24 protein-coding genes are annotated in these 22401 nt (G+C 40.9%); 11 read left to right on the forward strand and 13 right to left on the reverse strand.

What is annotated here, in order from left to right:
* The first annotated feature begins 17 nt into the window (after window positions 1-17).
* Window positions 18-1502, forward strand: a complete 1485-nt coding sequence (locus tag AC6I9F_RS08440) for a DUF1846 domain-containing protein (protein WP_498021665.1) — start codon at window positions 18-20, stop codon at window positions 1500-1502.
* Between the two features lie 94 nt (window positions 1503-1596).
* Window positions 1597-2079, forward strand: a complete 483-nt coding sequence (locus AC6I9F_RS08445) for an S-ribosylhomocysteine lyase (RefSeq protein WP_164226660.1) — start codon at window positions 1597-1599, stop codon at window positions 2077-2079.
* Between the two features lie 167 nt (window positions 2080-2246).
* On the opposite strand, the gene AC6I9F_RS08450 is transcribed toward AC6I9F_RS08445, so the two are convergent.
* The 5 genes from AC6I9F_RS08450 to rsmH form a co-directional block, all read right to left on the reverse strand.
* On the reverse strand, window positions 2247-4352 hold the full coding sequence (locus tag AC6I9F_RS08450; protein WP_173262406.1) for an ATP-dependent Clp protease ATP-binding subunit: 2106 nt from the start codon (window positions 4350-4352) through the stop codon (window positions 2247-2249).
* A gap of 553 nt (window positions 4353-4905) precedes the next feature.
* On the reverse strand, window positions 4906-5886 hold the full coding sequence (gene mraY / locus AC6I9F_RS08455) for a phospho-N-acetylmuramoyl-pentapeptide-transferase (protein WP_498021668.1): 981 nt from the start codon (window positions 5884-5886) through the stop codon (window positions 4906-4908).
* A 1-nt stretch (window position 5887) separates the two neighbouring features.
* Window positions 5888-8140, reverse strand: a complete 2253-nt coding sequence (gene pbp2x, locus AC6I9F_RS08460; protein WP_498021670.1) for a penicillin-binding protein PBP2X — start codon at window positions 8138-8140, stop codon at window positions 5888-5890.
* Between the two features lie 3 nt (window positions 8141-8143).
* Entirely contained in the window at window positions 8144-8461 is a 318-nt protein-coding gene (gene ftsL, locus AC6I9F_RS08465) for a cell division protein FtsL (RefSeq protein WP_000840840.1), read from the reverse strand.
* Between the two features lie 11 nt (window positions 8462-8472).
* Entirely contained in the window at window positions 8473-9423 is a 951-nt protein-coding gene (gene rsmH / locus AC6I9F_RS08470; protein WP_498021674.1) for a 16S rRNA (cytosine(1402)-N(4))-methyltransferase RsmH, read from the reverse strand.
* Window positions 9424-9588: 165 nt separating this feature from the next.
* Here rsmH and AC6I9F_RS08475 point away from each other — a divergent pair, with 165 nt between their 5' ends.
* From AC6I9F_RS08475 to AC6I9F_RS08495, 5 genes are read left to right on the forward strand one after another with little or no spacing between them, the layout of a single operon-like run.
* Window positions 9589-9783 carry a helix-turn-helix transcriptional regulator gene (locus AC6I9F_RS08475; protein WP_001082471.1) on the forward strand — a complete coding sequence of 65 codons (195 nt, stop codon included), beginning with the start codon at window positions 9589-9591 and terminating at the stop codon, window positions 9781-9783.
* Between the two features lie 15 nt (window positions 9784-9798).
* Window positions 9799-10341 (forward strand): DUF3278 domain-containing protein, encoded by a 543-nt coding sequence (locus AC6I9F_RS08480; protein ID WP_498021678.1) that lies wholly within the window; start codon window positions 9799-9801, stop codon window positions 10339-10341.
* A 10-nt stretch (window positions 10342-10351) separates the two neighbouring features.
* Window positions 10352-10594 (forward strand): hypothetical protein, encoded by a 243-nt coding sequence (locus tag AC6I9F_RS08485; RefSeq protein WP_000711749.1) that lies wholly within the window; start codon window positions 10352-10354, stop codon window positions 10592-10594.
* A gap of 10 nt (window positions 10595-10604) precedes the next feature.
* Window positions 10605-10931, forward strand: coding sequence for a hypothetical protein (locus tag AC6I9F_RS08490; protein WP_000838783.1), 327 nt, complete (start codon window positions 10605-10607; stop codon window positions 10929-10931).
* A 26-nt stretch (window positions 10932-10957) separates the two neighbouring features.
* Window positions 10958-11536, forward strand: a complete 579-nt coding sequence (locus tag AC6I9F_RS08495) for a DUF3278 domain-containing protein (RefSeq protein WP_498021680.1) — start codon at window positions 10958-10960, stop codon at window positions 11534-11536.
* A 270-nt stretch (window positions 11537-11806) separates the two neighbouring features.
* On the opposite strand, the gene AC6I9F_RS08500 is transcribed toward AC6I9F_RS08495, so the two are convergent.
* From AC6I9F_RS08500 to AC6I9F_RS08535, 8 genes are read right to left on the reverse strand one after another with little or no spacing between them, the layout of a single operon-like run.
* The gene (locus AC6I9F_RS08500; protein WP_000412459.1) at window positions 11807-12808 is read right to left on the reverse strand and encodes a LacI family DNA-binding transcriptional regulator; all 1002 of its coding nucleotides are present in this window, start codon (window positions 12806-12808) and stop codon (window positions 11807-11809) included.
* A gap of 59 nt (window positions 12809-12867) precedes the next feature.
* Window positions 12868-14769, reverse strand: coding sequence for an alginate lyase family protein (locus AC6I9F_RS08505; RefSeq protein WP_050390650.1), 1902 nt, complete (start codon window positions 14767-14769; stop codon window positions 12868-12870).
* A 21-nt stretch (window positions 14770-14790) separates the two neighbouring features.
* Window positions 14791-15084, reverse strand: coding sequence for a preprotein translocase subunit YajC (gene yajC / locus AC6I9F_RS08510; protein ID WP_000381733.1), 294 nt, complete (start codon window positions 15082-15084; stop codon window positions 14791-14793).
* Window positions 15084-15902, reverse strand: a complete 819-nt coding sequence (locus AC6I9F_RS08515) for a PTS system mannose/fructose/sorbose family transporter subunit IID (protein ID WP_000148015.1) — start codon at window positions 15900-15902, stop codon at window positions 15084-15086. Before AC6I9F_RS08515 ends, yajC begins: the two co-directional genes overlap by 1 nt.
* Window positions 15889-16668, reverse strand: coding sequence for a PTS mannose/fructose/sorbose/N-acetylgalactosamine transporter subunit IIC (locus AC6I9F_RS08520; RefSeq protein ID WP_000026611.1), 780 nt, complete (start codon window positions 16666-16668; stop codon window positions 15889-15891). Before AC6I9F_RS08520 ends, AC6I9F_RS08515 begins: the two co-directional genes overlap by 14 nt.
* A 14-nt stretch (window positions 16669-16682) precedes the next feature.
* Window positions 16683-17174, reverse strand: a complete 492-nt coding sequence (locus AC6I9F_RS08525; RefSeq protein ID WP_000178618.1) for a PTS sugar transporter subunit IIB — start codon at window positions 17172-17174, stop codon at window positions 16683-16685.
* A 10-nt stretch (window positions 17175-17184) separates the two neighbouring features.
* Entirely contained in the window at window positions 17185-18375 is a 1191-nt protein-coding gene (locus tag AC6I9F_RS08530; RefSeq protein WP_049513583.1) for a glycoside hydrolase family 88 protein, read from the reverse strand.
* Window positions 18376-18386: 11 nt separating this feature from the next.
* Entirely contained in the window at window positions 18387-18821 is a 435-nt protein-coding gene (locus tag AC6I9F_RS08535; RefSeq protein WP_000706828.1) for a PTS sugar transporter subunit IIA, read from the reverse strand.
* Window positions 18822-19092: 271 nt separating this feature from the next.
* Between AC6I9F_RS08535 and AC6I9F_RS08540 the strand changes: the two genes are divergently transcribed.
* Genes AC6I9F_RS08540 through AC6I9F_RS08555 form a run of 4 tightly spaced genes read left to right on the forward strand, consistent with a single transcriptional unit; the run spans window position 19093 to window position 22239 of the window.
* Entirely contained in the window at window positions 19093-19908 is an 816-nt protein-coding gene (locus tag AC6I9F_RS08540) for a gluconate 5-dehydrogenase (protein ID WP_000185873.1), read from the forward strand.
* An 18-nt stretch (window positions 19909-19926) separates the two neighbouring features.
* A complete protein-coding gene (locus AC6I9F_RS08545; protein ID WP_000684789.1) occupies window positions 19927-20568 on the forward strand; it encodes an RpiB/LacA/LacB family sugar-phosphate isomerase in 642 nt (213 codons plus the stop codon).
* Between the two features lie 30 nt (window positions 20569-20598).
* Window positions 20599-21600, forward strand: a complete 1002-nt coding sequence (locus AC6I9F_RS08550) for a sugar kinase (RefSeq protein WP_000161469.1) — start codon at window positions 20599-20601, stop codon at window positions 21598-21600.
* A 9-nt stretch (window positions 21601-21609) separates the two neighbouring features.
* Window positions 21610-22239 (forward strand): bifunctional 4-hydroxy-2-oxoglutarate aldolase/2-dehydro-3-deoxy-phosphogluconate aldolase, encoded by a 630-nt coding sequence (locus AC6I9F_RS08555; RefSeq protein ID WP_049513598.1) that lies wholly within the window; start codon window positions 21610-21612, stop codon window positions 22237-22239.
* The last annotated feature ends 162 nt before the right edge of the window (window positions 22240-22401 follow it).

Here is a 22401-nt window from a genome sequence, read left to right on the forward strand (position 1 = left end):
AGGTCAGAGGTAAAAAAATGAAAAAACAAGCTTTTAGTTCTGAACAATATTTGAATCTACAGCGCGACCATATTTTGGAGCGCATTAACCAATTTGACGGCAAGCTCTACTTGGAGTTTGGTGGCAAAATGCTAGAAGATTTCCACGCTGCTCGCGTGCTTCCTGGTTATGAGCCTGATAACAAAATCAAGCTCTTGCGAGAGTTGAAAGAGCAAGTTGAGGTTGTAATTGCCATCAATGCTAGCAACATCGAACATTCCAAGGCACGTGGTGACTTGGGTATTTCTTATGACCAAGAAGTTCTTCGTTTGATTGACAAATTCAATGAACTGGGAATTTTTGTCGGCTCCGTTGTCATCACACAGTACGCTGGCCAACCAGCTGCAGATGCCTTCCGCAACCAACTCGAGAAAAACGGAATTGATTCTTATCTTCACTATCCAATCAAAGGATATCCGACGGATATGGACCACATCATTTCCCCAGAAGGCATGGGAAAAAATGACTACATCAAAACCAGTCGCAACTTGATCGTCGTAACCGCTCCTGGACCTGGTTCTGGAAAATTGGCAACCTGTATGTCCAATATGTACCACGACCAAATCAATGGCATCAAGTCTGGCTACGCTAAGTTTGAAACCTTCCCAGTTTGGAATCTTCCTCTTCATCACCCAGTCAATTTGGCCTACGAGGCTGCCACAGCTGACCTTGACGATGTCAACATGATTGACCCCTTCCATCTCCAAACTTACGGAGAAACCACTGTCAACTACAACCGTGATATTGAAATTTTCCCAGTTCTCAAACGCATGTTAGAACGTATCCTAGGAGAGTCTCCATACGCTTCTCCAACAGACATGGGTGTCAACATGGTTGGTTTCGCTATCACAGATAACGAGGCTGCCATTGAAGCCTCTAAACAAGAAATCATCCGTCGCTACTATCAGACTGTCCTTGATTTCAAAGCCGAAAAAGTGGGCGAATCTGCTGTCAAGAAAATCGAGTTGCTCATGAACGACCTCGGCATCACACCTGCAGACCGCAAGGTTGCTGTCGTTGCCCGTCAAAAGGCAGAAGAAACTGGCGGACCAGCCCTAGCACTTGAATTGCCTAGCGGGGAAATTGTCACTGGTAAGAACTCAGAACTCTTTGGCCCTACAGCAGCTGCCTTGATCAACGCCATCAAGAAATCAGCTGACATTGCTAAAGAAGTAAAACTAATCGAACCTGAAGTTGTTAAGCCAATCCAAGGTCTTAAAATCGATCATCTGGGTAGCCGCAATCCACGCCTGCATTCAAATGAAATCCTGATTGCACTTGCCATCACAGCTACAGAAAATCCTGATGCTGCTCGTGCTATGGAAGAACTTGGCAACCTCAAAGGAAGCGAAGCCCACTCAACCATCATCTTGACAGATGAAGACAAGAATGTCCTTCGTAAATTGGGTATCAACGTAACCTTTGACCCATACTACCAATACGACCGCTTGTATCGTAAGTAACGATTTGAACCTCTCCACCCTCGGAGAGGTTTTCTCTCTGTCTCAGGAGCAACCTTTATGATATAATGAAAGAAGAAAACTGAAAGGATTTACCATGTCAAAAGAAGTTATTGTCGAAAGTTTTGAACTTGACCACACCATTGTTAAAGCACCTTACGTTCGCTTGATTGGGGAAGAAACAGGGCCAAAGGGAGACATCATCTCCAATTATGATATTCGCTTGGTGCAACCAAACGAAGACTCTATCCCTACTGCCGGCCTTCACACTATCGAGCACCTCTTAGCCAAACTCATCCGTACCCGCATCGACGGCATGATTGACTGTTCACCATTTGGTTGCCGCACAGGCTTCCACATGATTATGTGGGGGCGTCATACCAGCGCTGAAATTGCAGCAGTTATCAAGGATTCGCTCAAGGAAATCACTGAAACTACTACTTGGGAAGACGTCCCTGGAACAACCATCGAATCTTGCGGAAACTACAAGGATCACAGTCTCTTTTCTGCTAAAGAATGGGCTAAACTCATCCTAGAACAAGGTATTTCAGATGATGCCTTTGAGCGTCATGTGATTTAAATGTAAAAAAGGAACCAGTTTTTTTCAGCTGGCTCCTTCTTTTTATTCTCAAAATCTTGGCTTATACTCAATGAAAATCAAAAAGCAAACTAGGAAGCTAGCCACAGACAGTACTTGAGTACGGCAAGGCGAAGCTGACGTGGTTTGAATTTGATTTTCGAAGAGTATTAGGCTTTTTCACGAATGACCAAAACACCATCTTCCATATCTGCTTCCAGATGTTTAGCATCTAGGTGATCCAAGTGGAAGTCTGTCACCTTATCCCGAATTTCTTGTTCAACCACGCGACGGAGCGGACGAACACCCATGACTTCGTCATAACCTTCTTCTGTGATATAGTCCTTAGCTGCTTGACTGACTACCAAGTCAATGTCTTTCTTAGCCAAGGTTTGGTTGACTTCAGCCAACATTAAATCCACAATCTTAGAAAGGTCTTCCTTCGTCAAGTGCGAGAACTCGATAACTGCATTAAAGCGGTTGAGGAATTCTGGACGGAAGAAGGGTTTCAAACGGTCCATCAATTCTGGTTTGTCCGCATCTTCTGTCAAGTTAGCTTCATAGCCAAAACCAGCATTTGATGTTGCGATAATGACTGTGTTTTTAAAGTTAACGGTATTTCCTTGACCATCTGTCAAACGACCATCATCCAATACTTGGAGGAGAAGGGTAATGACTTGAGGATCAGCCTTTTCAATTTCATCCAAGAGAATGATAGAGTATGGATTGCGACGAACACGTTCTGTCAAGGTATTGCTATTGTCATCATAACCCACATAACCTGCTGTGGTACCAATCAGCTTAGAAACTGCTGTGCGGTCACTGTATTCAGACATATCCAAACGGATGATGGCGTCCTTAGTTCCAAACATATCCAGCGCCAATTGCTTAGCAAGTTCTGTCTTACCAACCCCAGTTGGTCCTACAAAGAGGAAGCTGCCGATTGGGCGATTACCTTCATCAAAACCAGCACGGTTACGACGGATAGCACGGGCCACTGCTTCTACTGCCTTATCTTGACCGATTACCTTATCTTGCAAGCGATGAGCCATATCTTTCAAACGCTCGATGTCTGATGCTCCCATTTGCGATACTGGAATACCCGTCATACGTTCTACAGATTCAGCCACATCGTTGACACTTGCAGTCACTTTCATATCTTCTGTGTGGTTTTCGATTTTCTTTTCCAATTCTGCGATGCGTGTTTTATAGTTTAGAGCTGCTTCAAAATCTTCTGCCTCAACTGCTTTTTCTTGCTTGTCTTTTTCTGCCTCGATTTCACGTTCAACAGCATGCACATCTGTTACAGGATGCTGAGCTGCCAAGTGAGCAGCCGTTACATCGACAAGGTCGATAGCCTTATCTGGCAAGCTACGTTGAGGAATATACTGAACAGAATAATCCACCGCTGCTTTCAAGACTTCGTCTGGCAAGATGACATTGTGGTGTTGTTGATAGAGGTCACGAATTCCTTGAAGAATTTTAAAGGTATCCTCTGCTGAAGGAGCATTGACCTTGACTTCGTTGAAACGACGAGCAAGAGCTGCATTCTTCAAGATGGTGTTACGGTATTCATCTTGAGTCGTTGCCCCAATCACTGTCAATTCTCCACGAGAGAGGGCTGGCTTGAGAATATCCGCAAGCCCTTTAGAACCACTGTCTCCACCCGTACTACCTGCACCGAGGATTTGGTGAATTTCATCAAAGAAGAGGATAATATTCCCTGCTTCTTTCACTTCATTGACTAGGTTTTGGACATTTTCTTCAAAGCTACCACGATATTGAGTCCCAGCCTCAAGACCTGAGATGTCAATGGAAATAATTTCCTTGTTCTTGATAGCAGCAGGAACATCACCATTCACAATAGCTTGTGCTAAACCTTCGACAACGGCTGTCTTACCAACACCTGCATCTCCGACAAGTACAGGATTGTTTTTAGTACGGCGTGAGAGGATTTCAGATGTTTCTTGAATTTCCTCGTTTCGTCCGATAACAGGATCCAACTTGCCCTCGCGAGCTTCTGCTGTCAAGTTTCGACCTAGTTTAGCAAGGACACCGTCTTGTTTCATACCTGACGTATGTTGTGGCATTTGGCCATCAACTTCTGCATTTCCTGGTAATTGACCAGTCGCACGATAGTGAGTAAATTCCTCAGGTGTGACTTCACGTCCATTAATCAAGTAACGACGATTTTCAGAACTGTATCCGCGCATACCACCCATCAATTGGTTAAATAAATCATCCATGTTGTTAAAATTATTAAAGTTGTTGTTCATATTCTTTACCTCTTTTTGTTTACTTAGTTATGATTACTGATATTGACTATCTTTGACCTTTGTTTTAAAAAATTTAGACTAGCTAAATCGCTACTCTAGGTACTATTTCTGGTTTTTCTTTTTCAAGCAGGAGTAGACTATCTTTACTTCTGAAGATTTCTAGATTAAACATAGACCCCACCTCTTTCTATTTTACTTTAAATAAGTGTTCGAGTAAGGCTTTCATTTACCTTACGTTCATAATATACTACATTAGTCAGAAAAGGTCAAGTGATTTGACTTTGACTGACCAATATTTTTTATACTCTTCGAAAATCTCTTCAAACCACACCAGCTTCGCCTTATCTACAAGCTCGAAACCGTGTTTTGATAACCTGCAACTAGCTTCCTAGTTTGCTCTTGATTTTCATTGAGCATAAGTGTTCGAGTAAGGCTTTCATTTACCTTACGTTCATAATATACTACATTAGTCAGAAAAGGTCAAGAAATTTGACTTTGACTGACCAATATTTTTTAAAAAGCAAAAACACCCTGAAACGTCAGGGTGCTATTCTTACATCAAATATAAAATTGCTAGAGTCAGGAGACTTGCTAGAAGCCCCACTCCCCAAAAGAAGAAGTCAACCTTCCACTCGCTCCAAGGATTTCCTTTACCAGACAATCCTCCAAGCTCAAAATGGTGATGTACAGGCGTCATACGGAAAATACGTTTACCACCTGTCAGTTTGAAATAGCTGACTTGCATCATGACCGAAGTTGTTTCAAAGACATAAACAATTCCGATAATCAAGAGAGTCCATTCTTGGTGGAGAGCCATAGAAATCGCTGCCAGCATTCCACCTAAAGCCAAACTTCCCACATCCCCCATAAAAACCTTAGCAGGCTTGTGGTTAAAGACGAAGAAACCAAGCAAACCACCAATCATGGCAATAATCACTAGAAGAATATCCATCTGACCTTGCACATAGGCAATAACTCCATAGGCAGACAAGCTAATCACAACGGAAATACTAGCTAGACCGTCAATACCGTCTGTCAAGTTGACTGCATTTGAAAAACCGACTAGCCAGAAAAGAGCGAAGAAAATATAGAAAAATCCCAAATGAACTGGATAACCAAATACAGACAGGATATCCCCCCCGCGCTCATAGAAAAGGTAGAAGATAACTCCACCTAGAAGCTGAAGAGCCAATTTCTGCTTGGGATTTAGCCCCTCATTGATTTTACGAAAGACCTTGAGAAAGTCATCTAAAAATCCGACCAAGCCATACAAGACCAAGATGAACAAAATCATTCCCACATTATTGCTGAATTGGCTACTAAATAGGGCGAAAAAGAAAGCAACCAAAACAGAAGTAATTAAGAAAACCAAACCTCCCATTGTAGGAGTCCCAGCTTTTGCCTGGTGCTGTTTAACATCCTCATGCATCTGCTGGCCTGTAATTTGCGCCTTTCTATAAAATTGGATAAAGGCCGGAATTCCTACTAAAGTTAGTAAAAATGTCACAATTCCAGCACTAATAGAAATAAACATATTAGTCTCCTAAAGTTAATGTAATTTTTTTAATGTTTTTGATAGCTGTATTAGTCCGAACATCTTGCTTCTGAACAACGGAACCTGAACCTTCAAATTCCAGTTCAATATCCAACCATTTAGCAAAGGTCTCGGCAGTCTCTTTTTTCCAGCCATACATGTCTGGAATTTCTTCTACCTTATCCGATAAAAGGAGAACTTGTTGGTTTGGTGCAAGATTGGTCCCTTCTTCTACAGAAGTCTCTTTAATCTTTGTTCCAGTACCTACAACGATTGGTTGCACAATATTTCGGCGTAAGGCTTCCGCCAACTCACCAGGTGAAATATCCTTGATGCTAGGCATTGCATAAGAAGATTCTGTCGTAACTTTATCTAAATTTTTGGCTGGAGATTGAAGATTGAGAGATTCTTTCATAGCTGAAGCCCGCTCCAAGATTGGGGTGGCAAATTCTCCCAACTGGATACCTGAATAATGCTCAGGCTGTTGAACCGTTACATACAAGATAAAATCAGGATTTTCAGCAGGGTTCATCGATACAGCCGAAAAAATGTAATTGGTCATACCAACCAAGTAACCTCCATTTTTCTCATCGGCAATCTGGGCTGTACCAGACTTGAGGGCTACATTTTGACCAGGAACAGTTACAGTTGGCTTGCCTGTACTGTGGTTATGCATGGTTCCATAAACTGGATCTGTTCCTACCAAAACCATGTTGGTTCGAGTTAGACTGGCTGCATCTTTGGAAACAGGATTTCCTACAATCTCTTTTTGAGATTTCCGAACAGATTGGTCATTTGGGTCATACAAGGCACTGATAAATTTAGGTTCTAGCATAACTCCATCATTGGCAATAGCCGTGAAGGCACGAATCATTTGCGTCTGGGTTACTGAAATCCCTTGTCCAAATGAACTCTGAGCAATATTTACGATATTGTCAGCCGGAAGTTGACCTGCATATTCATCCGTCAAGCCAAAACGAGTCGGAACACCAAATTTAAAGCGATTTAGATAATCCAGCCAGGTAGCATCTCCCATCTTTTGCTCAAGAAGCGTCATCCCAACGTTACTTGAGTGCGCGAAACCTTGAGAAAAGGTCATCATTCCTCCGCCAGTTAATCCTTCATTGACGTCCCAATCTCGGATAGTAGCATCTGCTACTTTTAACTCACTACTATTGAAGACTTCTCCGCCTGGGAAAGTGTTATTGTCAATAGCAGCAGCGAGCGTCATGACCTTCATGGTTGACCCTGGCTCATAGTTACTTTGATAGAGGATATCACGCCAAACAAAGTCCTTGGTAAGTCCTTCCTTAGTATCGGCATCAAAGGTTGGTCTCTGCGTCGTTGCAAGAATTTCTCCCGTTTTAGCACTAACCAAGGTTGCTGTCATATACTTACCTTTTACTTTTTCTTGAAAGGCATTCATCTGGGTCTCCATGAAGGACTGAAGGGTGCTGGAAATAGTCGTATAAACATCCTTGCCATCTACCGTTTGTTGGGAAACTTGTTCTGTTCCAGGGACAATATTACCCAGACGATCCTTTTCATAGGTAATAATACCGTCTTTCCCTGCAAGAATACTATTCAAGGAACTCTCCATCCCAGAAGTTCCCAGCAAACTCTTGCTTCCATCTTCATTTTCATGGAGTTGAGCTAAACCAATAAAACTAGAAGCAAATTGTCCGTTTGGGTAACTACGATTGGGACTGGTTGTAAAATCAATCCCCTTGACCTCTGCAGTTTCCAACTCTTTTTTGATAGACATCATATTGGCATAGGTAATCCCATTGCCCTTTGCTCCAAAGGAAACTTGCTTGAGATTAGGTTGCGAGAGTTGCTCTCTTACATAGGATTCTTCCATGTCCAGATACTTATGAAAGACCTCTGCAACCTTGTTAAATTGTGTTTTTTCTACGTAAAGAATCTTACCCGTTGCTGACTTATAGTTCTCATCAATGACCGCATAGACATTATAAGATGTCGCATCCTCAGCAATCGGGACTCCATTTCGGTCATAAATAGTCCCACGTTTGGCAGGGACTGTACGGGTGGTTTGATGAACCTTCTTAGCTTCCTTCGCTAAATCTGTTCCAAAGCGAGTGCCCGTCCCAATAATGACCGCAAAATTGACTAAAAAAACGGCAAAAACAAAGACAGATAATAAACTCAGACTTTTTCCAACTCTGCGTCTGTTTTCAGCCGGCGATTTCCGATTTTTGGTCGCATAACGGATTACTTTTTTTGTCCACTTCATATCTTACTCCGCTATTCGAATATTTTCATTGTTTAATTGCAAATCGTGTGAATTGGCAATCTCTTTCAAACGTTCTGCACGTAATAGTTCATTGACCTCTTGCTTGGCATCGTCCAATTCGGTCTTCTTTTCCTCTATCTGCGCATTGATTTTTGTCAAATCATTCTGCACCTGCAAGAGCTTGGTCTGCATAAAAATAATACTAATGGCTACAATAAGAGTGGTTACAGCAATGGAAAAGTAAAAAGCTTTTTCCACACGCGAAAACCGTTTAAGTTGCATCTGTAGTATTTGACCTGTTTTTTCCATTCTTTCTGCCATCTTTTTTCCTCTTACTTGTGAATTTTTCTGGCCACGCGCAACTTGGCTGAGTGCGAGCGGTTATTGGCTTCTAACTCTTCTGCACTTGGCAAGATTGGCTTACGGGATACCAATTCCATCTTGGGCTTGAGATCATCTGGGATGAAAGGTAAGCCTTTTGGAACTTCAACTGTTGAAGCTTCCTTGAACAATTGCTTGGTCAAACGGTCTTCCAAGGAATGAAAGGTAATCACTGAAATCCTACCATCCAGAGCCAACATATCCATAGCCTGCTGGATGGACTCATCTGCCGCTCCCAGTTCATCATTGACTTCAATTCGAATAGCCTGGAAAATCTGTTTGGCAGGATGGCCCTTCTTCTTGAGCTCCTTGGCAGGTTTGGCCGACTTGATAATCTCTGCCAGCTCAGTCGTTGTCTCGATTGGCTTGACTTCACGCGCTTGTTCAATCTTACGCGCAATCTGTTTAGAAAATTTATCCTCACCATACTTGAAGAAAATACGAACCAAGTCATGATAGTCATAATTGTTCACCACTTCATAGGCTGTCAGACTAGCATCCTGATTCATCCGCATGTCCAATGGTGCATCCTTTTTATAAGAAAAACCACGCTCACGCTGGTCCAGCTGAGGACTAGACACTCCCAAGTCATAACAAATTCCATCAATTTCCTGAACACCAGCTTCGCGCAAACGTGCCTGTAAATGACGGAAGTTATCCTTTATAAAAGTCACCATCCCTTTTTCGATATAGGGTGCCAAACGTTTTTGCGCATTGGCAATGGCATTCTGGTCCTGGTCAAAGGCATAGAGATGGCCTTTTTCACTTAATTTACTCAATAAATATTCGCTATGGCCCGCTCCACCCAAAGTCGCATCAACGTAGATACCGTCAGGCTTTACGTCGAGCATATCAACCGTTTCGTGGAGTAAGACCGTTACATGATGAAATTCTTTTGTCATATCTTATCTATTTTACCACAAATCCTACTAGCTTGCACTAGTCAGACAAATAGGTCAAAAAAAGTAAGATTTCTTTAAGAAATATGTCAAATATGCTTGACATTCGCTCTATAGAAGAATATAATATAGTCAAATATATACGACACAAATCAGAAAGGAGACCAGATGAATCGTGTGAAAGAATTTCGCAAGGAACTAGGTATTTCCCAGCTCGAGCTCGCCAAGGATATCGGTGTTTCGAGACAAACCATCAATATGATTGAGAACGACAAGTACAACCCAACTCTGGAACTCTGTCTCAATCTCGCCCGCAGTCTCCAAACTGACCTCAACAGTCTCTTTTGGGAAGATAATTTTTAAAAAAGGAGCAAACTTATGAAAAAAGAAACCTTCACTGAAAAACTGATCAAGCGCACATACGGTATTTCTGATCCCCTTGACGAATACAAACGACGCGAGGCAGACCGTATAGGTAACCAAGTCTTTATCTTCCTCTTTTATCTGATGATTTTCGGAAATCTTATTCCACTCCTTCTGGCCTATAAATATCCTCAACTAGTGGCTCTAGTCTATCCTCCTCTGATTTTAGCGATTGCCCTCATCGCTGCTGGCTATGTCACCTATCAAATGCAAAAAACAGGGATTACAACTATTGAACCAGATATGCTGAATGAGAAAGAAAGCAAGCAACTACACTACCCAGGTCTGAAAGCTGGGATAGTCTATGGATTAATGAGTTTTTTTACAACCCCTCTTCTCCATATACTGCTAGGTGAGAGTCAGGACTATCTTCAGTCACTTCTCGCTTTTAAAAATATTTTTTCAAGTATCCTCCAGTCTGTCTTCTTTGGAGTGGTTATACAGATTCTCATCTCCCGTCGCATTGCAAAAACTAAGAAAGATCAAGATGAGGATTAGGAGGTGCCCTATGAAAAAAGAAAAGAAACAGTCACGTTATCCTGGTCTGAAAGCAGGTTCGATTTATGGAACAGTGATATTTTTTATAATTCCACTCATTGATACCCTAACAAGTGAAAATCCAAATTTTATCAGTTCTCTTCTAAATACAAAACATATTTTTAAAACTATACTGGGAGCTTTCTTTTTCGGAGTGATGATACATATTGTCGACTCACTTCGTATTGCAAGAGCTAAAAAAGACCAGGATTAGGAGGTGCCCTATGAAATCACTACTAACTTTACTTACCTATCATCTTTTGTTCAGTTCTCTTCTCATCTTCATCATCGTTTCAGGGGACTTGCCATTCAGCGAGATATTCCTCCTTCTAGTCTTTATTCCAGCCCTCAACAAAGGACTGACTTATCTAAAGATTGACTCCCAAAAAACACGCATACTCAACTTAGCACTGTGCTTTATGATTCTATCTTTTCCACAACTGATGCTCATCTCAAGCGGTTGGAAATATTATTTACTGCTGACTATTGCTAGCCTTTCTTCTATCACTTATCTTTATTATCTCTATCAATTCGTAAAAGAAAATCAGTAAAACCGCTCATTTAGGAGGTTACTAGTATGAAAAAAGAAGACTTCACCACTCGCCTACTTCGAAATCTCTTTCATATCCAAGGCCCTTTTGATGAATGCCGACAAGAGATTATCTACAAGGCTTGCGCCCGTTCTATGGTTCAAATCGTTTATTCTTCCTTCTTCCTCTTCTTATTTTATCTGTTATTTGGACGCTTCATAGAAACCGTTCGCTATGCTATGCCCTACGTTTACACTGGACTCATTTTTTTCATTACTTTAAAAACTCAAAGAGCCGTCAAAGAACTCCATCTGGAAAAAGATGACAAGTCAGAAATCATCCTCAAAACCTACAGCAAAAAACAAATCAAATTTCGAAGCTGGGTTGTGTTTATCGGTCTTCAGATTGGCCTCTTTACGCTACTCATCTTTCATAAAGTCTTCGTTCAGCAGATGTCCCTTCCAGATTTTATGAAGTTGCTCATGCAATTTGATAAAAGTGGTCCTTTCCTAATGTACGGCCTGATTATCGGTAGCATTTTTGGAACCCTGACCTACGGCTTTCTATCCCTACAGGAGGAAAAAACTCCTAAAAATACCAAACAGAAAGAGAAAAGCAATCAATGACTTCACTATACGATTTTTCAATCTTGAACCAAGACAATCAAGAAACCCCATCCAATGGAAATTTCCAATATTCCTAGTCGTAACCATCATCTCAAGTTTGGTCTACTTCTATAACTTTTATCAAGTAGTTAAAGAAGTAAATCAAAAACAGTTGATTTAGGAGATTACTCCCATAATTTCTCATTTTATAGACAAATAATCCCGTCCAGCTCATGCTAGATGGGATTATTTTATTTCTTAACAGAGGTTGCCAGTTATTTCCCTTTCATCTTAGAAAGTCGACTCTTTCCAACTCACACTACAATCCAAGACTTGTTGCCTTTCTTCTTGATTGAGGCCTTCAATCTGGTCAATCAAAATCTTTGTAGCCTGTTGTCCTTCTTCAAAGGCGGGCTGAACCAACGTCGAAACACTTGGAGAAGAAAAGCAAGTCCACTCCGTATTGTCAAAACCAATCAACCCAACTTGTGGCAAGTTATAATTCAACTCTTTGATAACGGTAAAGACTGGAGGTAGGGCCCAACAGTTAGGAACAAATACCAGAGTTTTTTCATCGGGATTGATTTCTTTTTGTAAAAATTCCTTAATTTGTTCCAAATTCGTATGCTTATCTTCAATGGTTAGCCTAGCGTGGCGCATATTAGCATCTGTTAAAGCATCCACAAAACCACTTGCCCGCTCAATCCGAGTACTCAAACGACTCGTATCCGCTGTAATCAAGAGAAAATGCTCATAACCTTTTTCGATACAGGACTGGGTCATATCATAAACGGCATCATAGTTATTGGTTTTGACCCAGCTAGTCCGGTGTTCATAGAGCCGACTATCAAAAAAGACCATTTTCTTCTTTTTCTCATCGATGATACGAGAATATTTTCGGAAATTAGAGGTAGGCTGAATAATAAAGCCGTCTACTCCCAAGAGAAGCATGCTTTCAATATACCTGTCCTCACTCTCTTGGCTGTAGTTACTATTTCCTATCATTACCTGGTAGCCATTCTGGCTGGCGATATCCTCAATTCCCTTAACAATTTGGGTTGAGAAACTGTTGGTAATATCACCAATCAAAACACCAATTAATTTTGTTCGTTTGGAGTTTAAGCTACGCGCAACAATGCTCGGTTTGTAATTTGTTTCATGAATAACTTTTTTAATCTTTTCACGTGTCTCTTGGGACATTTTTTCATATTTCCCGTTTAGGTAAAATGACACGGTTGTTTTCGAGGTCTGAGCCATTTCTGCAATATCTTTTATGGTCAGTTTCTTCTCCAATCTAAAACACCTCCTACTAATACTCATTATAACATATTCACTATTCAAAACGCCTATTTCTAGCACTGCAAGCGAATCATTCTCTCATTTATTTTATCATATACTAGACATTTTCCACGCATTTTTGTTCCGTCAACGAGGCATAATTTTTCACCTACACAAATATCCTCGCTTAATAACAGAATCAGCTTGTCTGTTTCGTCATTTTTCACTTCAAAAGCCAGAGCATTTTCTACTTGATGACCATCTGTCTGGTAGACAGAATGACGGATGATTTCAAAACTCTCATGCGCAATGATTGTATAATCCAGCATCTGATTCTCAAAGAATTGGTGTTTGGTGAGTTTGCTACTTTTTTCAAGCTCATTGTATTTAGGAGAAATGATCGTAGCTTCCAAATCAAAATCAACTTCACTCCATAGTTTCAACTGATTGATTTTCCCATCTTGATAGGTCACATCCTTGTCAAGGATAAACTGAGTCAACGCCTCATGCTGACCTTGACACCTGATATCATCTACCAAGAGCCATACATCCTCTGCCAACATGAGGATTTTTCTCCTGTGAAGATAAGGCAAATCAGGTTCTGCTGACAAATAAGCCCCCTCAATATAATGCACTCCCTCTCTTTCTTTGTGGTGACAAAACAGGGAGTGAGGATAGTATTCATATTTCCAGGATCCCGTGATTCTTTCCGGAGCTTTCCCATCTACAATGCAGGTCGAATGACTCCAAGCACTCTTTAAGAGATAACGTTCATATATCTCCCGATAAGAATAACGCCCAGCATCTATGAAAATAGGTTGGCCTTGATACTGTAAGCAAAAACTATTCTCATCACTATGGCTATGGGCACTTCCTAGCGGACCATTTTTGAAAAATAGATAACGATGTTCATCCTTAATGCAGACATGTCCAGAGTCTTCAAAGATCATGGACTTAGGCTGCCAAGCTCTCTTTTCAAATTCCTGCAGTCGCTTGACCTTTTCTCGCCCCAGGAACAAGAGGCTAAGCAAATCGACTTTAACATCCAGACCGTTAAGAAGGTCTTCCTTGTTCAACATCACAGCAGACAGGCTCAAAATTTCTGTCGTTTCTGTAGAATCGCTATCACCAAAAGCCAGAGTCCGTCCATCTAAGCCTGTCATCATTTGAATATAGGTCGCCATCTTTTCCAGCAACTCTTGGTAACTATCTTGCAAGTCTGGAAGCAAGAGACACAAATCCAGCAAGGCTTTATGAACCTCTACATGATAGAGAATCGACTGTTCAAACTGGCTTCCATCACCTAAAATCTGTGTCTCAATTTGCTGTTTCAACTCCTTTAAAGCAAAATGGTAAGCTTCTTCTAGGTCCATCTTATCTGAAAGGAAATGATAGGTTGCAAGTATCGGAATCGTTTGTAAAATCCCCCAGTTACTAAGGGTGTACTTGGCGCGATAATGGCTTTTCATAAAGTCAATCTGCTTTTCTAGACTGACCAAAATTTTCTCTAGTTCTTCCTCCTCTAGCAAGTCAAATTTCAAGAGGAGCAAGAGTAGTTTCAACCAAGTAAAGGAACGAATACCCGTATCCAAGGTTCTAGTCATCAAAGATTGAGGACGAAATTCTCTCACCTGCTCAATCCAGTCAAATAGAAAGAACTTACACTTTTGAATATAACCCTTATCTCCTTCTACCAGATACCCTATCATAAACTGCAAGAGATATTCTTGTCGATTGAGCATATAAGCCCATTCTGGATCATCTTCAAATACTTGATTCCACACCATCGGCTGGATTTGATGGATTTTTGAACAAGGTTCCATATCCCAAGGACTATCAAACATAAAACGATTGTCCATCAAGCGTTCAAGGGAACGCTTGACTTTCTCATAGTCTTGTGAACAGTGGGACAAGATATAATCACGATATTGATCCCCATCAATTCTTTCAAAAAATTGTCTTCTTTCTTCTTTCATTATCTATTACCAGAAAAAGAACTACTTAAAAAGCAGTTCTTTTGTCTTTCCCATTACACTTTCCTTTTCTACATAGATGACCACACCTTTTGCAATCTGCAAGGAGACCAAGTCATCTTTGATAGAAATGATTTTTCCATGAATTCCAGACAATAACAACACTTCATCACCAGATGTTAAAGAAGCTAAATACTCTTTTCGTTGCTCCATCTGTTTGCGAAGCAACTTTTGCTGACGAATAGAATGAAAGCTTGACAGTAAAAGGGGGCTCACTGCCAAGACAATCACTATTCCATAAAACAATGTTGTATCCATTAAGCTAGAATCTTAAGCCAGCTTCCGATAATTCCGATGATAACTGTTAAAATAACGAGTTTATATGTTGTCCATTTCTTTTCTTTGATCAAGTAGTAAACTAAAAGTGTAAATAGGGCTGGTAGAAGAGCTGGAGCAACCTTATCAAGCATTCCCTGAATACTTACGATACTTTGTTTGGTATCTGCTTTAACTTCCCCTGCAGCAAAGGTGATTGGCACCATAATCTTCACAGATGTCGCTGCCAAACCAGCAATTACGGTTACACCGATAATATTAGCAATACGAGAAATCGTTGCCATCTGTTCACTTAGTTTATCAATCACAGTCGTTCCTAGTTTGTATCCATAGAGACCAGTTGACAATTTAATCGCTGTCAAAATCGTATTCATCGCTAGGAAGAACAAGATTGGACCGACAACCAGGCCTTCTTGAGCAAAAGAAGCGGCGATGGTTGAGAACAATGGAGCTAAACAGAATTGAGAAAGAGAATCCCCAATACCTGCCAATGGCCCCATCAAGGCCATCTTGATGCTACGTGTCTCTTTTGCCGGACGGCCATTTTCCAACATTACAAGGTGCAAACTGGTAATAAAAGGCAGGAAGTGTGGGTTGGTATTATAGAATTCACAGTTTTCTTCCAAGGCTTGGTAGAAACCTTCCTGATCCTCTCCATAGTGTTTTTTCAAAGCAGGATACATCACATTGGCATATCCCAACCCTTGATAGTTACTATAGTTAAATCCATTTTGACAAAAGAATGCCCGCAAAGACGTTTTAAGATAATCACGTTTTGTTAATTTGTTAGATCCAGTCATCGTGTGCTTCCTCCTCTACCACATGATTCGCTGTTTTTGGCTTGTTATAAAATTCAATCAAAGCAAAGATAGTACCTACAATTGCAATACCAATTGTTGGGATGTTTAGATAAGCTGCACAAACATATCCCAACAAGACAAAGGGAATCAACTCTTTCTTAGCCATCACTGACAAGATCATCGCAAAACCGATAGCTGGGAGCATTTTACCAGCAACTGTCAAACCTGTAAGCAATACCGGTGGAATGTAGTCTACGAGTTTCAACAAGGTATCCATTGAAAGGGCACCCAAGCAACCCAAGGTAAATCCAATAAAGGCAAACAACCAAATTGTTGCATTTAGAGTGAACTTGAATTTCTTCAAATTATGGTTTTTCAAGTGCTTCATCGCCGTTTCAGGCGCACCAGCACGTACAGTGTAGGCGAAAGTTTGTAAGAATTGAATCGCCACAGCAATCGGAGTAGAGAGGGCAAGAGCCGCTTCTGGACTGACTTTACCAGCACTAGTGATAGCCATCAAGGTACCAAAGATACCAGGTCCGATTGGGTTTGGTGGAACAGTACCTCCAGCACCAACACCGAATCCCATATAAGCCAATTCACCAATAGCTCCCATTGCAAGAGCAGTAGGCAAATCACCTAGAATAATTCCGACACCAAATGACAGAACAATACATCTATTGGTGTAAATTCCTAACAGCATTCCACTAAAACAGAAAGCTGTCCATAATCCAATTAAAATCGCTTGAAATACATTAATCGACATAACGATCTCCTCTTTTAAATATAGTCCATAATGTTGACTTCAACAGCTCCATCATTTCCTGTTGGAGTTGTTTTCGTATTAAATGTTACTTGATAAGTTTGGTTCAATTCCTTGAGGGCTGCCTTGTCCTCTTCACCCAGGAAGATGGAGCGTGTCACTTGCTCTTTACCAGGGGCATTGTGAATGTTCCCAATATTGATTTCTTCAATAGGGACACCACCTTCTACCAAGGTTAAAGCGTCCTTCACATCCTTTACAACGATAAAGATCGTTTGAGCAGGATTAGCCTTGTGAATGATATCAATCACCTTTTGCAAAGGGAAGAAACGCATGGCAACTGAGTCTGGCACAACTGTTTTCATCAGAGTTTGTTGCATCTTGTCCGTGCTTACTTCATCATTGGCAACAATGACCGTATTACAACCTAGGTATTTTACCCAAAGTTGTCCTTGCCCATGAATCAACCGTTCATCGATACGGGTCATAATAATATTTGGCATTGTCATATTTCTCCTCCTACCAATATAGGTTCCAGTCTTTGTAGAAACGGATAAGGGCTTCTAGGTAATAGTAGTCACCCCAGATATTGCCTTCGTCCACTCCTTTACCTGAATGCCATGAGTACACACCGTGGAGGAGACTTGTCCCACCAGGGGTAAATTGATCATTTGCATAATGTTCGATCAAAGAACGAAGCATGGCATGCATAGCATGTTTATAAATATCTTTGTCAGCATCCACCTCTGGGAGATGTTTTAGCATTTCATGAATCCCACAGACAGCGATAGCTGTTGCTGAAGAATCTCGTGATTGATCACTACCATCATTAAAAATCAAATCCCAATAAGAAACATGATCTTTTGGCAGACGATTCAAGAAATAATTGGTTACACCCTTAAACAAGTTAAAGCAGGACTCGTCTTTCAGGTGACGATAAGTCAAAGGAATACCATAGACTCCCCATGATTGACCACGTGCCCAGCATGAATCATCACTATACCCTTGTCTCGTTACACCTTTAAGGGGTTGACCTGTCTCAGGATCAAAGTAGAAGGTGTGGAAGGACGAAGCGTCATCACGGATTACATTATTAGCTGAAACATAGAAATGGCTTTCTGCAATATCGTAGTATTTTTGATCGCCTGTTTCTTGATAAGCAAAGAATAAGAGTTGGATGTTGAGCAAGCAGTCGATAATCAAACGGTAATGCTCTTTCTTGCCCAAGTCTCCCCAAGCTTGAATAAAACCACCTTTTTCTTGATAGCGTTCAATCAACTTATCTGCAGCTTTCAAGGCTGCCTCTCTGGCCTCTCCATCTCCATTTATCTTATATTCAGCCATACAAGACGGTGTGTACAAGAAGCCGAGATCATGGTGATCCAATTCTACTCTCTTATTGACACGATCCAGGAAAGAAAGAACATTTTTATGAGCGATGTTTTTAAATTCATCCTGTTGACTGTATTCATAAGCCAACCACAGTTCTCCTGTCCAGAAACCATTGGTCCATTCCGTATTATCCATGATTGGATAGACATTATCAAAGGTAGCTGGCGTCGGGAAATCTTCCTTGAAATAGTCAAGGTTGAGTTCTAACTGCCGAATAACCTTATCGATTGCCTGGCCGACTTCTTCTTTCGTCAGAAGTGGTACTTCTAAGAAGCGCTCAGGCGATTTTATTTCTTCAATCGTAACCTTTTTTATCATTCTTTTACCCTTTAAATACCCGATTCGAAATCTTCTTCCTCTTCCTCTGCATCCGTTGAAAACAATTCTTTACCATTTACGACTCCGCCCTGAGCCGCCACTACTGATTTATTAACAACCTCATCAAAGCTATGAGTCATTCTAGCAAAGACTGCTTCCATTAACATAGCTAAGTTCAAACCCGAGAGAACATTCATTGTTTTGGCTGGATTTTCTCCCATTATGGTAGAAGAAACCTTGAATGGCGATCCTCCCAAGAGATCACTTAGGATTAAAACTTCTTCTTCATTTGAAATTGCAAGTAAGATTTTTTGCTTGAGTTCATCTGCTGACATTCCTTCCACAAAGTCAATCGCCTCCACATTTTCTTGATTGCCTGCAATCAATTGTAAAGAACTATAAATCCCTGTGGCAAAATGTCCATGCCCTACAAGTACAATTTTCATCTTTTCTCCTTTCTTTTTTGAGTTTACCGGTTTACTCTATATTTTACATTGTAGACCTTTATTTTTATCTTGTCAATAGTTTTTTCAAAAAAATATTAGCGCTTTCATTACTTATTTAACCATTACATTAGACAGAAACTTCAAAATCTTCCGTTTTTTTAGGAAAACAAAGATTTTCAGAAATAAAAATATTTAATTATTGACAAAACCGGTTTACTAGAATATAATTTGGTTATAGAGAAGTCTTAACAAATTTGAAAGGAAGTATCAAATGACAAATACATCATTCTCAATTGAGCAGTTTTCTTTAAAAGGAAAAATTGCTCTCATCACCGGCGCTTCTTATGGAATTGGATTTGCTATTGCCAAATCCTACGCTGAGGCCGGCGCTACTATTGTCTTTAACGATATCAATCAAGACCTGGTCAATAAAGGGATTGAAGCTTATCGTGAAGTTGGCATCGAAGCCCATGGGTATGTCTGTGACGTGACAGACGAGGACGGTATCCAAGCCATGGTCAAGCAAATCGAACAAGAGGTTGGTGTCATTGACATCCTTGTTAATAACGCTGGTATTATCCGCCGCGTTCCAATGTGCGAAATGAGCGCCGCTGATTTCCGTAAGGTCATCGATATTGACTTAAACGCACCATTTATCGTTTCAAAAGCAGTCATTCCTTCTATGATAAAGAAAGGGCATGGAAAGATTATCAATATTTGCTCGATGATGAGCGAACTGGGACGTGAAACGGTTAGCGCTTATGCTGCCGCTAAAGGCGGCTTGAAAATGTTGACCCGCAACATTGCGTCTGAATACGGTGGAGCCAATATCCAATGTAACGGAATCGGACCGGGTTATATTGCCACTCCTCAAACAGCACCTCTTCGTGAGTTGCAAGAAGATGGTTCTCGCCACCCATTTGACCAGTTCATCATTGCAAAAACACCTGCTGCACGTTGGGGAAATCCTGAAGATTTAATGGGCCCTGCTGTCTTTCTCGCTAGTGATGCCAGCGACTTTGTCAATGGCCACATCCTATATGTAGATGGCGGTATCTTAGCCTACATCGGAAAACAACCTGAGTAAAAATAGAAAGAGGATCTTATGAAAATCGCATTAATCAATGAAAATAGTCAAGCTAGTAAGAATCACATTATTTATGATAGTCTAAAAGAAGCGACAAATAAAAAAGGCTACCAATTATTTAACTATGGTATGCGTGGAGAAGAAGGTGAAAACCCATTAACATACGTACAAAACGGCCTAATGGCTGCCATCCTTTTAAATACAAAAGCAGTCGACTTTGTTGTTACCGGCTGTGGTACGGGTGTAGGAGCTATGCTTGCTTTAAACAGCTTCCCTGGTGTTGTCTGTGGTCTAGCAGTGGACCCAACTGACGCTTACCTTTATTCTCAAATCAATGGTGGTAACGCCTTGTCTATCCCTTATGCCAAAGGATTTGGCTGGGGGGCAGAACTGACCCTCAAATTGATGTTTGAACGCTTATTTGCTGAAGAAATGGGCGGTGGCTACCCAAGAGAACGTGTAATCCCTGAACAACGCAACGCTCGTATCTTAAACGAGGTAAAACAAATCACCTACAATGATTTGATGACCATCCTTAAAACAATCGACCAAGACTTCCTCAAAGACACCATCTCTGGCAAATACTTCCAAGAATACTTCTTTGAAAACTGCCAAGATGATGAAGTCGCTGCTTATTTGAAAGAAGTATTAGCCAAGTAAAGCTATTCTAAACCAGAAAGGAACTAATGGATGACGAAAATATTACTGTTTGGCGAACCATTAATTCGAATCTCACCATTAGATGCCACCAGTATCGGCGATCATGTTGCCAGTTCGACTTATTTTGGCGGATCAGAAATTAACATCGCTTGTAATTTGCAGGCCCTGGGTATCTCAACGAAAGTCTTTACCGCACTCCCTGCCAACGAGATTGGAGATCGTTTTCTCACATTCTTGAAACAGCACCAAATCGATACCAGTTCAATCTGTCGGCTTGGCGATCGAATCGGCCTCTACTTTTTGGAGAACGGCTTTGGTTGTCGTCAAAGTGAAGTTTTCTACGATCGTAAGCATACGAGTATCAGCCAGATTCGGCCAAACATGCTAGATATGGATTCTCTCTTTCAGGGGATTGGCCATTTTCATTTTAGTGGAATCACTGTAGCTATCGGTCAAGAGGTTCGTACGCTCCTTCTCCTACTCTTGGAAGAAGCCAAGCGCCGAGGGATTATCGTTTCAATGGATCTCAATCTGAGAACAAAGATGATTTCAGTCCTAGAAGCCAAGTATGAATTTTCTAAGTTTGCACGTTTCGCTGACTATTGCTTTGGTATTGATCCTCTCATGATTGATGACCAAAATCTAGAGATGTTCCCAAGAGACAGAGCCAGCCTAAAAGAGGTGGAAAATCGCATGCGACAATTAAAAGAAGCCTATGGTTTCAAGGCCATTTTCCATACCCTCCGCTCTAGTGATGAACAAGACAAAAATGTCTATCAGGCCTATGCTCTGGGAGAACGATTTGAAGAGTCTGTCCAACTAAAAACTGCAGTCTATCAACGAGTTGGTAGCGGGGATGCCTTTATATCTGGTGCCCTTTATCAACTACTCCATCATTCCTCCTTAAAAACTACCATTGACTTTGCAGTTGCGAGCGCAACTCTCAAATGCACTCTTCCAGGAGACCATCTCTCCACTTCCGAAACTAGTATTGAAAAATTACTGGCAAATGCACAAGATATCATTCGTTAGGAGAATTACATGACCAAATCAGATACGATTATTGAACTAAAAAAACAAAAAATTGTCGCTGTTATTCGAGGAAATACAAAGGAAGAAGGACTGCAAGCCTCGATTGCTTGTATCAAGGGAGGTATCAAAGCTATTGAAATCGCCTATACCAATCAGTATGCAGGGCAAATCATCAAGGAACTTGTAGACTTGTATCAGGACGATCAAAGTGTTTGTATCGGTGCAGGTACTGTGATTGATGCCGTAACTGCTAGAGATGCTATTCTAGCCGGAGCAAATTACGTTGTTTCTCCATCTTTCCATGCTGAAACTGCAAAAATGTGCAATCTCTACAGCACACCGTACATTCCAGGCTGTATTACTCTCACAGAGATAACGACTGCACTTGAAGCCGGTAGTGAAATCATTAAACTCTTCCCAGGTAGTGCTCTCAGTCCAGCATATATCTCTGCAGTCAAGGCACCGATCCCACAAGTTTCCGTAATGGTAACCGGAGGAGTCGGCCTAAACAACATTCCTCAATGGTTCGCTGCTGGTGCAGACGCCGTTGGAATTGGTGGCGAACTCAATAAACTCGCTTCCCAAGGCGACTTTGACCGCATTAGCGAGATTGCCCAACAGTATGTTACACTCAGATAAAATGAAGTGAAAAGAGTCTGGGACAAAAGTCTAACCTTAAATATAAAAAGCGAACAAAACGAGTTATCTGACACTCAGAATTCTGTATTGTTCGCTTTTTTGTCTAATTTATCGATTTTTAAAATTTATAATAAAGAATTTCTAAAATCAAAATCTTTTTGT

The organism is Streptococcus nakanonensis, from assembly GCF_059738785.1.

Bases quoted from the DNA above. Each gene is read 5' to 3' on its own strand.
- pbp2x (WP_498021670.1), bottom strand. From the start codon at position 8,140: ATGAAGTGGACAAAAAAAGTAATCCGTTATGCGACCAAAAATCGGAAA.
- AC6I9F_RS08540 (WP_000185873.1), top strand. From the start codon at position 19,093: ATGACAAATACATCATTCTCAATTGAGCAGTTTTCTTTAAAAGGAAAA.
- AC6I9F_RS08535 (WP_000706828.1), bottom strand. From the start codon at position 18,821: ATGAAAATTGTACTTGTAGGGCATGGACATTTTGCCACAGGGATTTAT.
- AC6I9F_RS08450 (WP_173262406.1), bottom strand. From the start codon at position 4,352: ATGAACAACAACTTTAATAATTTTAACAACATGGATGATTTATTTAAC.
- AC6I9F_RS08530 (WP_049513583.1), bottom strand. From the start codon at position 18,375: ATGATAAAAAAGGTTACGATTGAAGAAATAAAATCGCCTGAGCGCTTC.
- AC6I9F_RS08490 (WP_000838783.1), top strand. From the start codon at position 10,605: ATGAAATCACTACTAACTTTACTTACCTATCATCTTTTGTTCAGTTCT.
- AC6I9F_RS08525 (WP_000178618.1), bottom strand. From the start codon at position 17,174: ATGACAATGCCAAATATTATTATGACCCGTATCGATGAACGGTTGATT.
- rsmH (WP_498021674.1), bottom strand. From the start codon at position 9,423: ATGACAAAAGAATTTCATCATGTAACGGTCTTACTCCACGAAACGGTT.
- AC6I9F_RS08555 (WP_049513598.1), top strand. From the start codon at position 21,610: ATGACCAAATCAGATACGATTATTGAACTAAAAAAACAAAAAATTGTC.
- AC6I9F_RS08445 (WP_164226660.1), top strand. From the start codon at position 1,597: ATGTCAAAAGAAGTTATTGTCGAAAGTTTTGAACTTGACCACACCATT.
- ftsL (WP_000840840.1), bottom strand. From the start codon at position 8,461: ATGGCAGAAAGAATGGAAAAAACAGGTCAAATACTACAGATGCAACTT.
- yajC (WP_000381733.1), bottom strand. From the start codon at position 15,084: ATGGATACAACATTGTTTTATGGAATAGTGATTGTCTTGGCAGTGAGC.
- AC6I9F_RS08550 (WP_000161469.1), top strand. From the start codon at position 20,599: ATGACGAAAATATTACTGTTTGGCGAACCATTAATTCGAATCTCACCA.
- AC6I9F_RS08480 (WP_498021678.1), top strand. From the start codon at position 9,799: ATGAAAAAAGAAACCTTCACTGAAAAACTGATCAAGCGCACATACGGT.
- AC6I9F_RS08485 (WP_000711749.1), top strand. From the start codon at position 10,352: ATGAAAAAAGAAAAGAAACAGTCACGTTATCCTGGTCTGAAAGCAGGT.
- AC6I9F_RS08440 (WP_498021665.1), top strand. From the start codon at position 18: ATGAAAAAACAAGCTTTTAGTTCTGAACAATATTTGAATCTACAGCGC.
- AC6I9F_RS08520 (WP_000026611.1), bottom strand. From the start codon at position 16,668: ATGTCGATTAATGTATTTCAAGCGATTTTAATTGGATTATGGACAGCT.
- AC6I9F_RS08515 (WP_000148015.1), bottom strand. From the start codon at position 15,902: ATGACTGGATCTAACAAATTAACAAAACGTGATTATCTTAAAACGTCT.
- AC6I9F_RS08545 (WP_000684789.1), top strand. From the start codon at position 19,927: ATGAAAATCGCATTAATCAATGAAAATAGTCAAGCTAGTAAGAATCAC.
- AC6I9F_RS08505 (WP_050390650.1), bottom strand. From the start codon at position 14,769: ATGAAAGAAGAAAGAAGACAATTTTTTGAAAGAATTGATGGGGATCAA.
- AC6I9F_RS08475 (WP_001082471.1), top strand. From the start codon at position 9,589: ATGAATCGTGTGAAAGAATTTCGCAAGGAACTAGGTATTTCCCAGCTC.
- AC6I9F_RS08495 (WP_498021680.1), top strand. From the start codon at position 10,958: ATGAAAAAAGAAGACTTCACCACTCGCCTACTTCGAAATCTCTTTCAT.
- mraY (WP_498021668.1), bottom strand. From the start codon at position 5,886: ATGTTTATTTCTATTAGTGCTGGAATTGTGACATTTTTACTAACTTTA.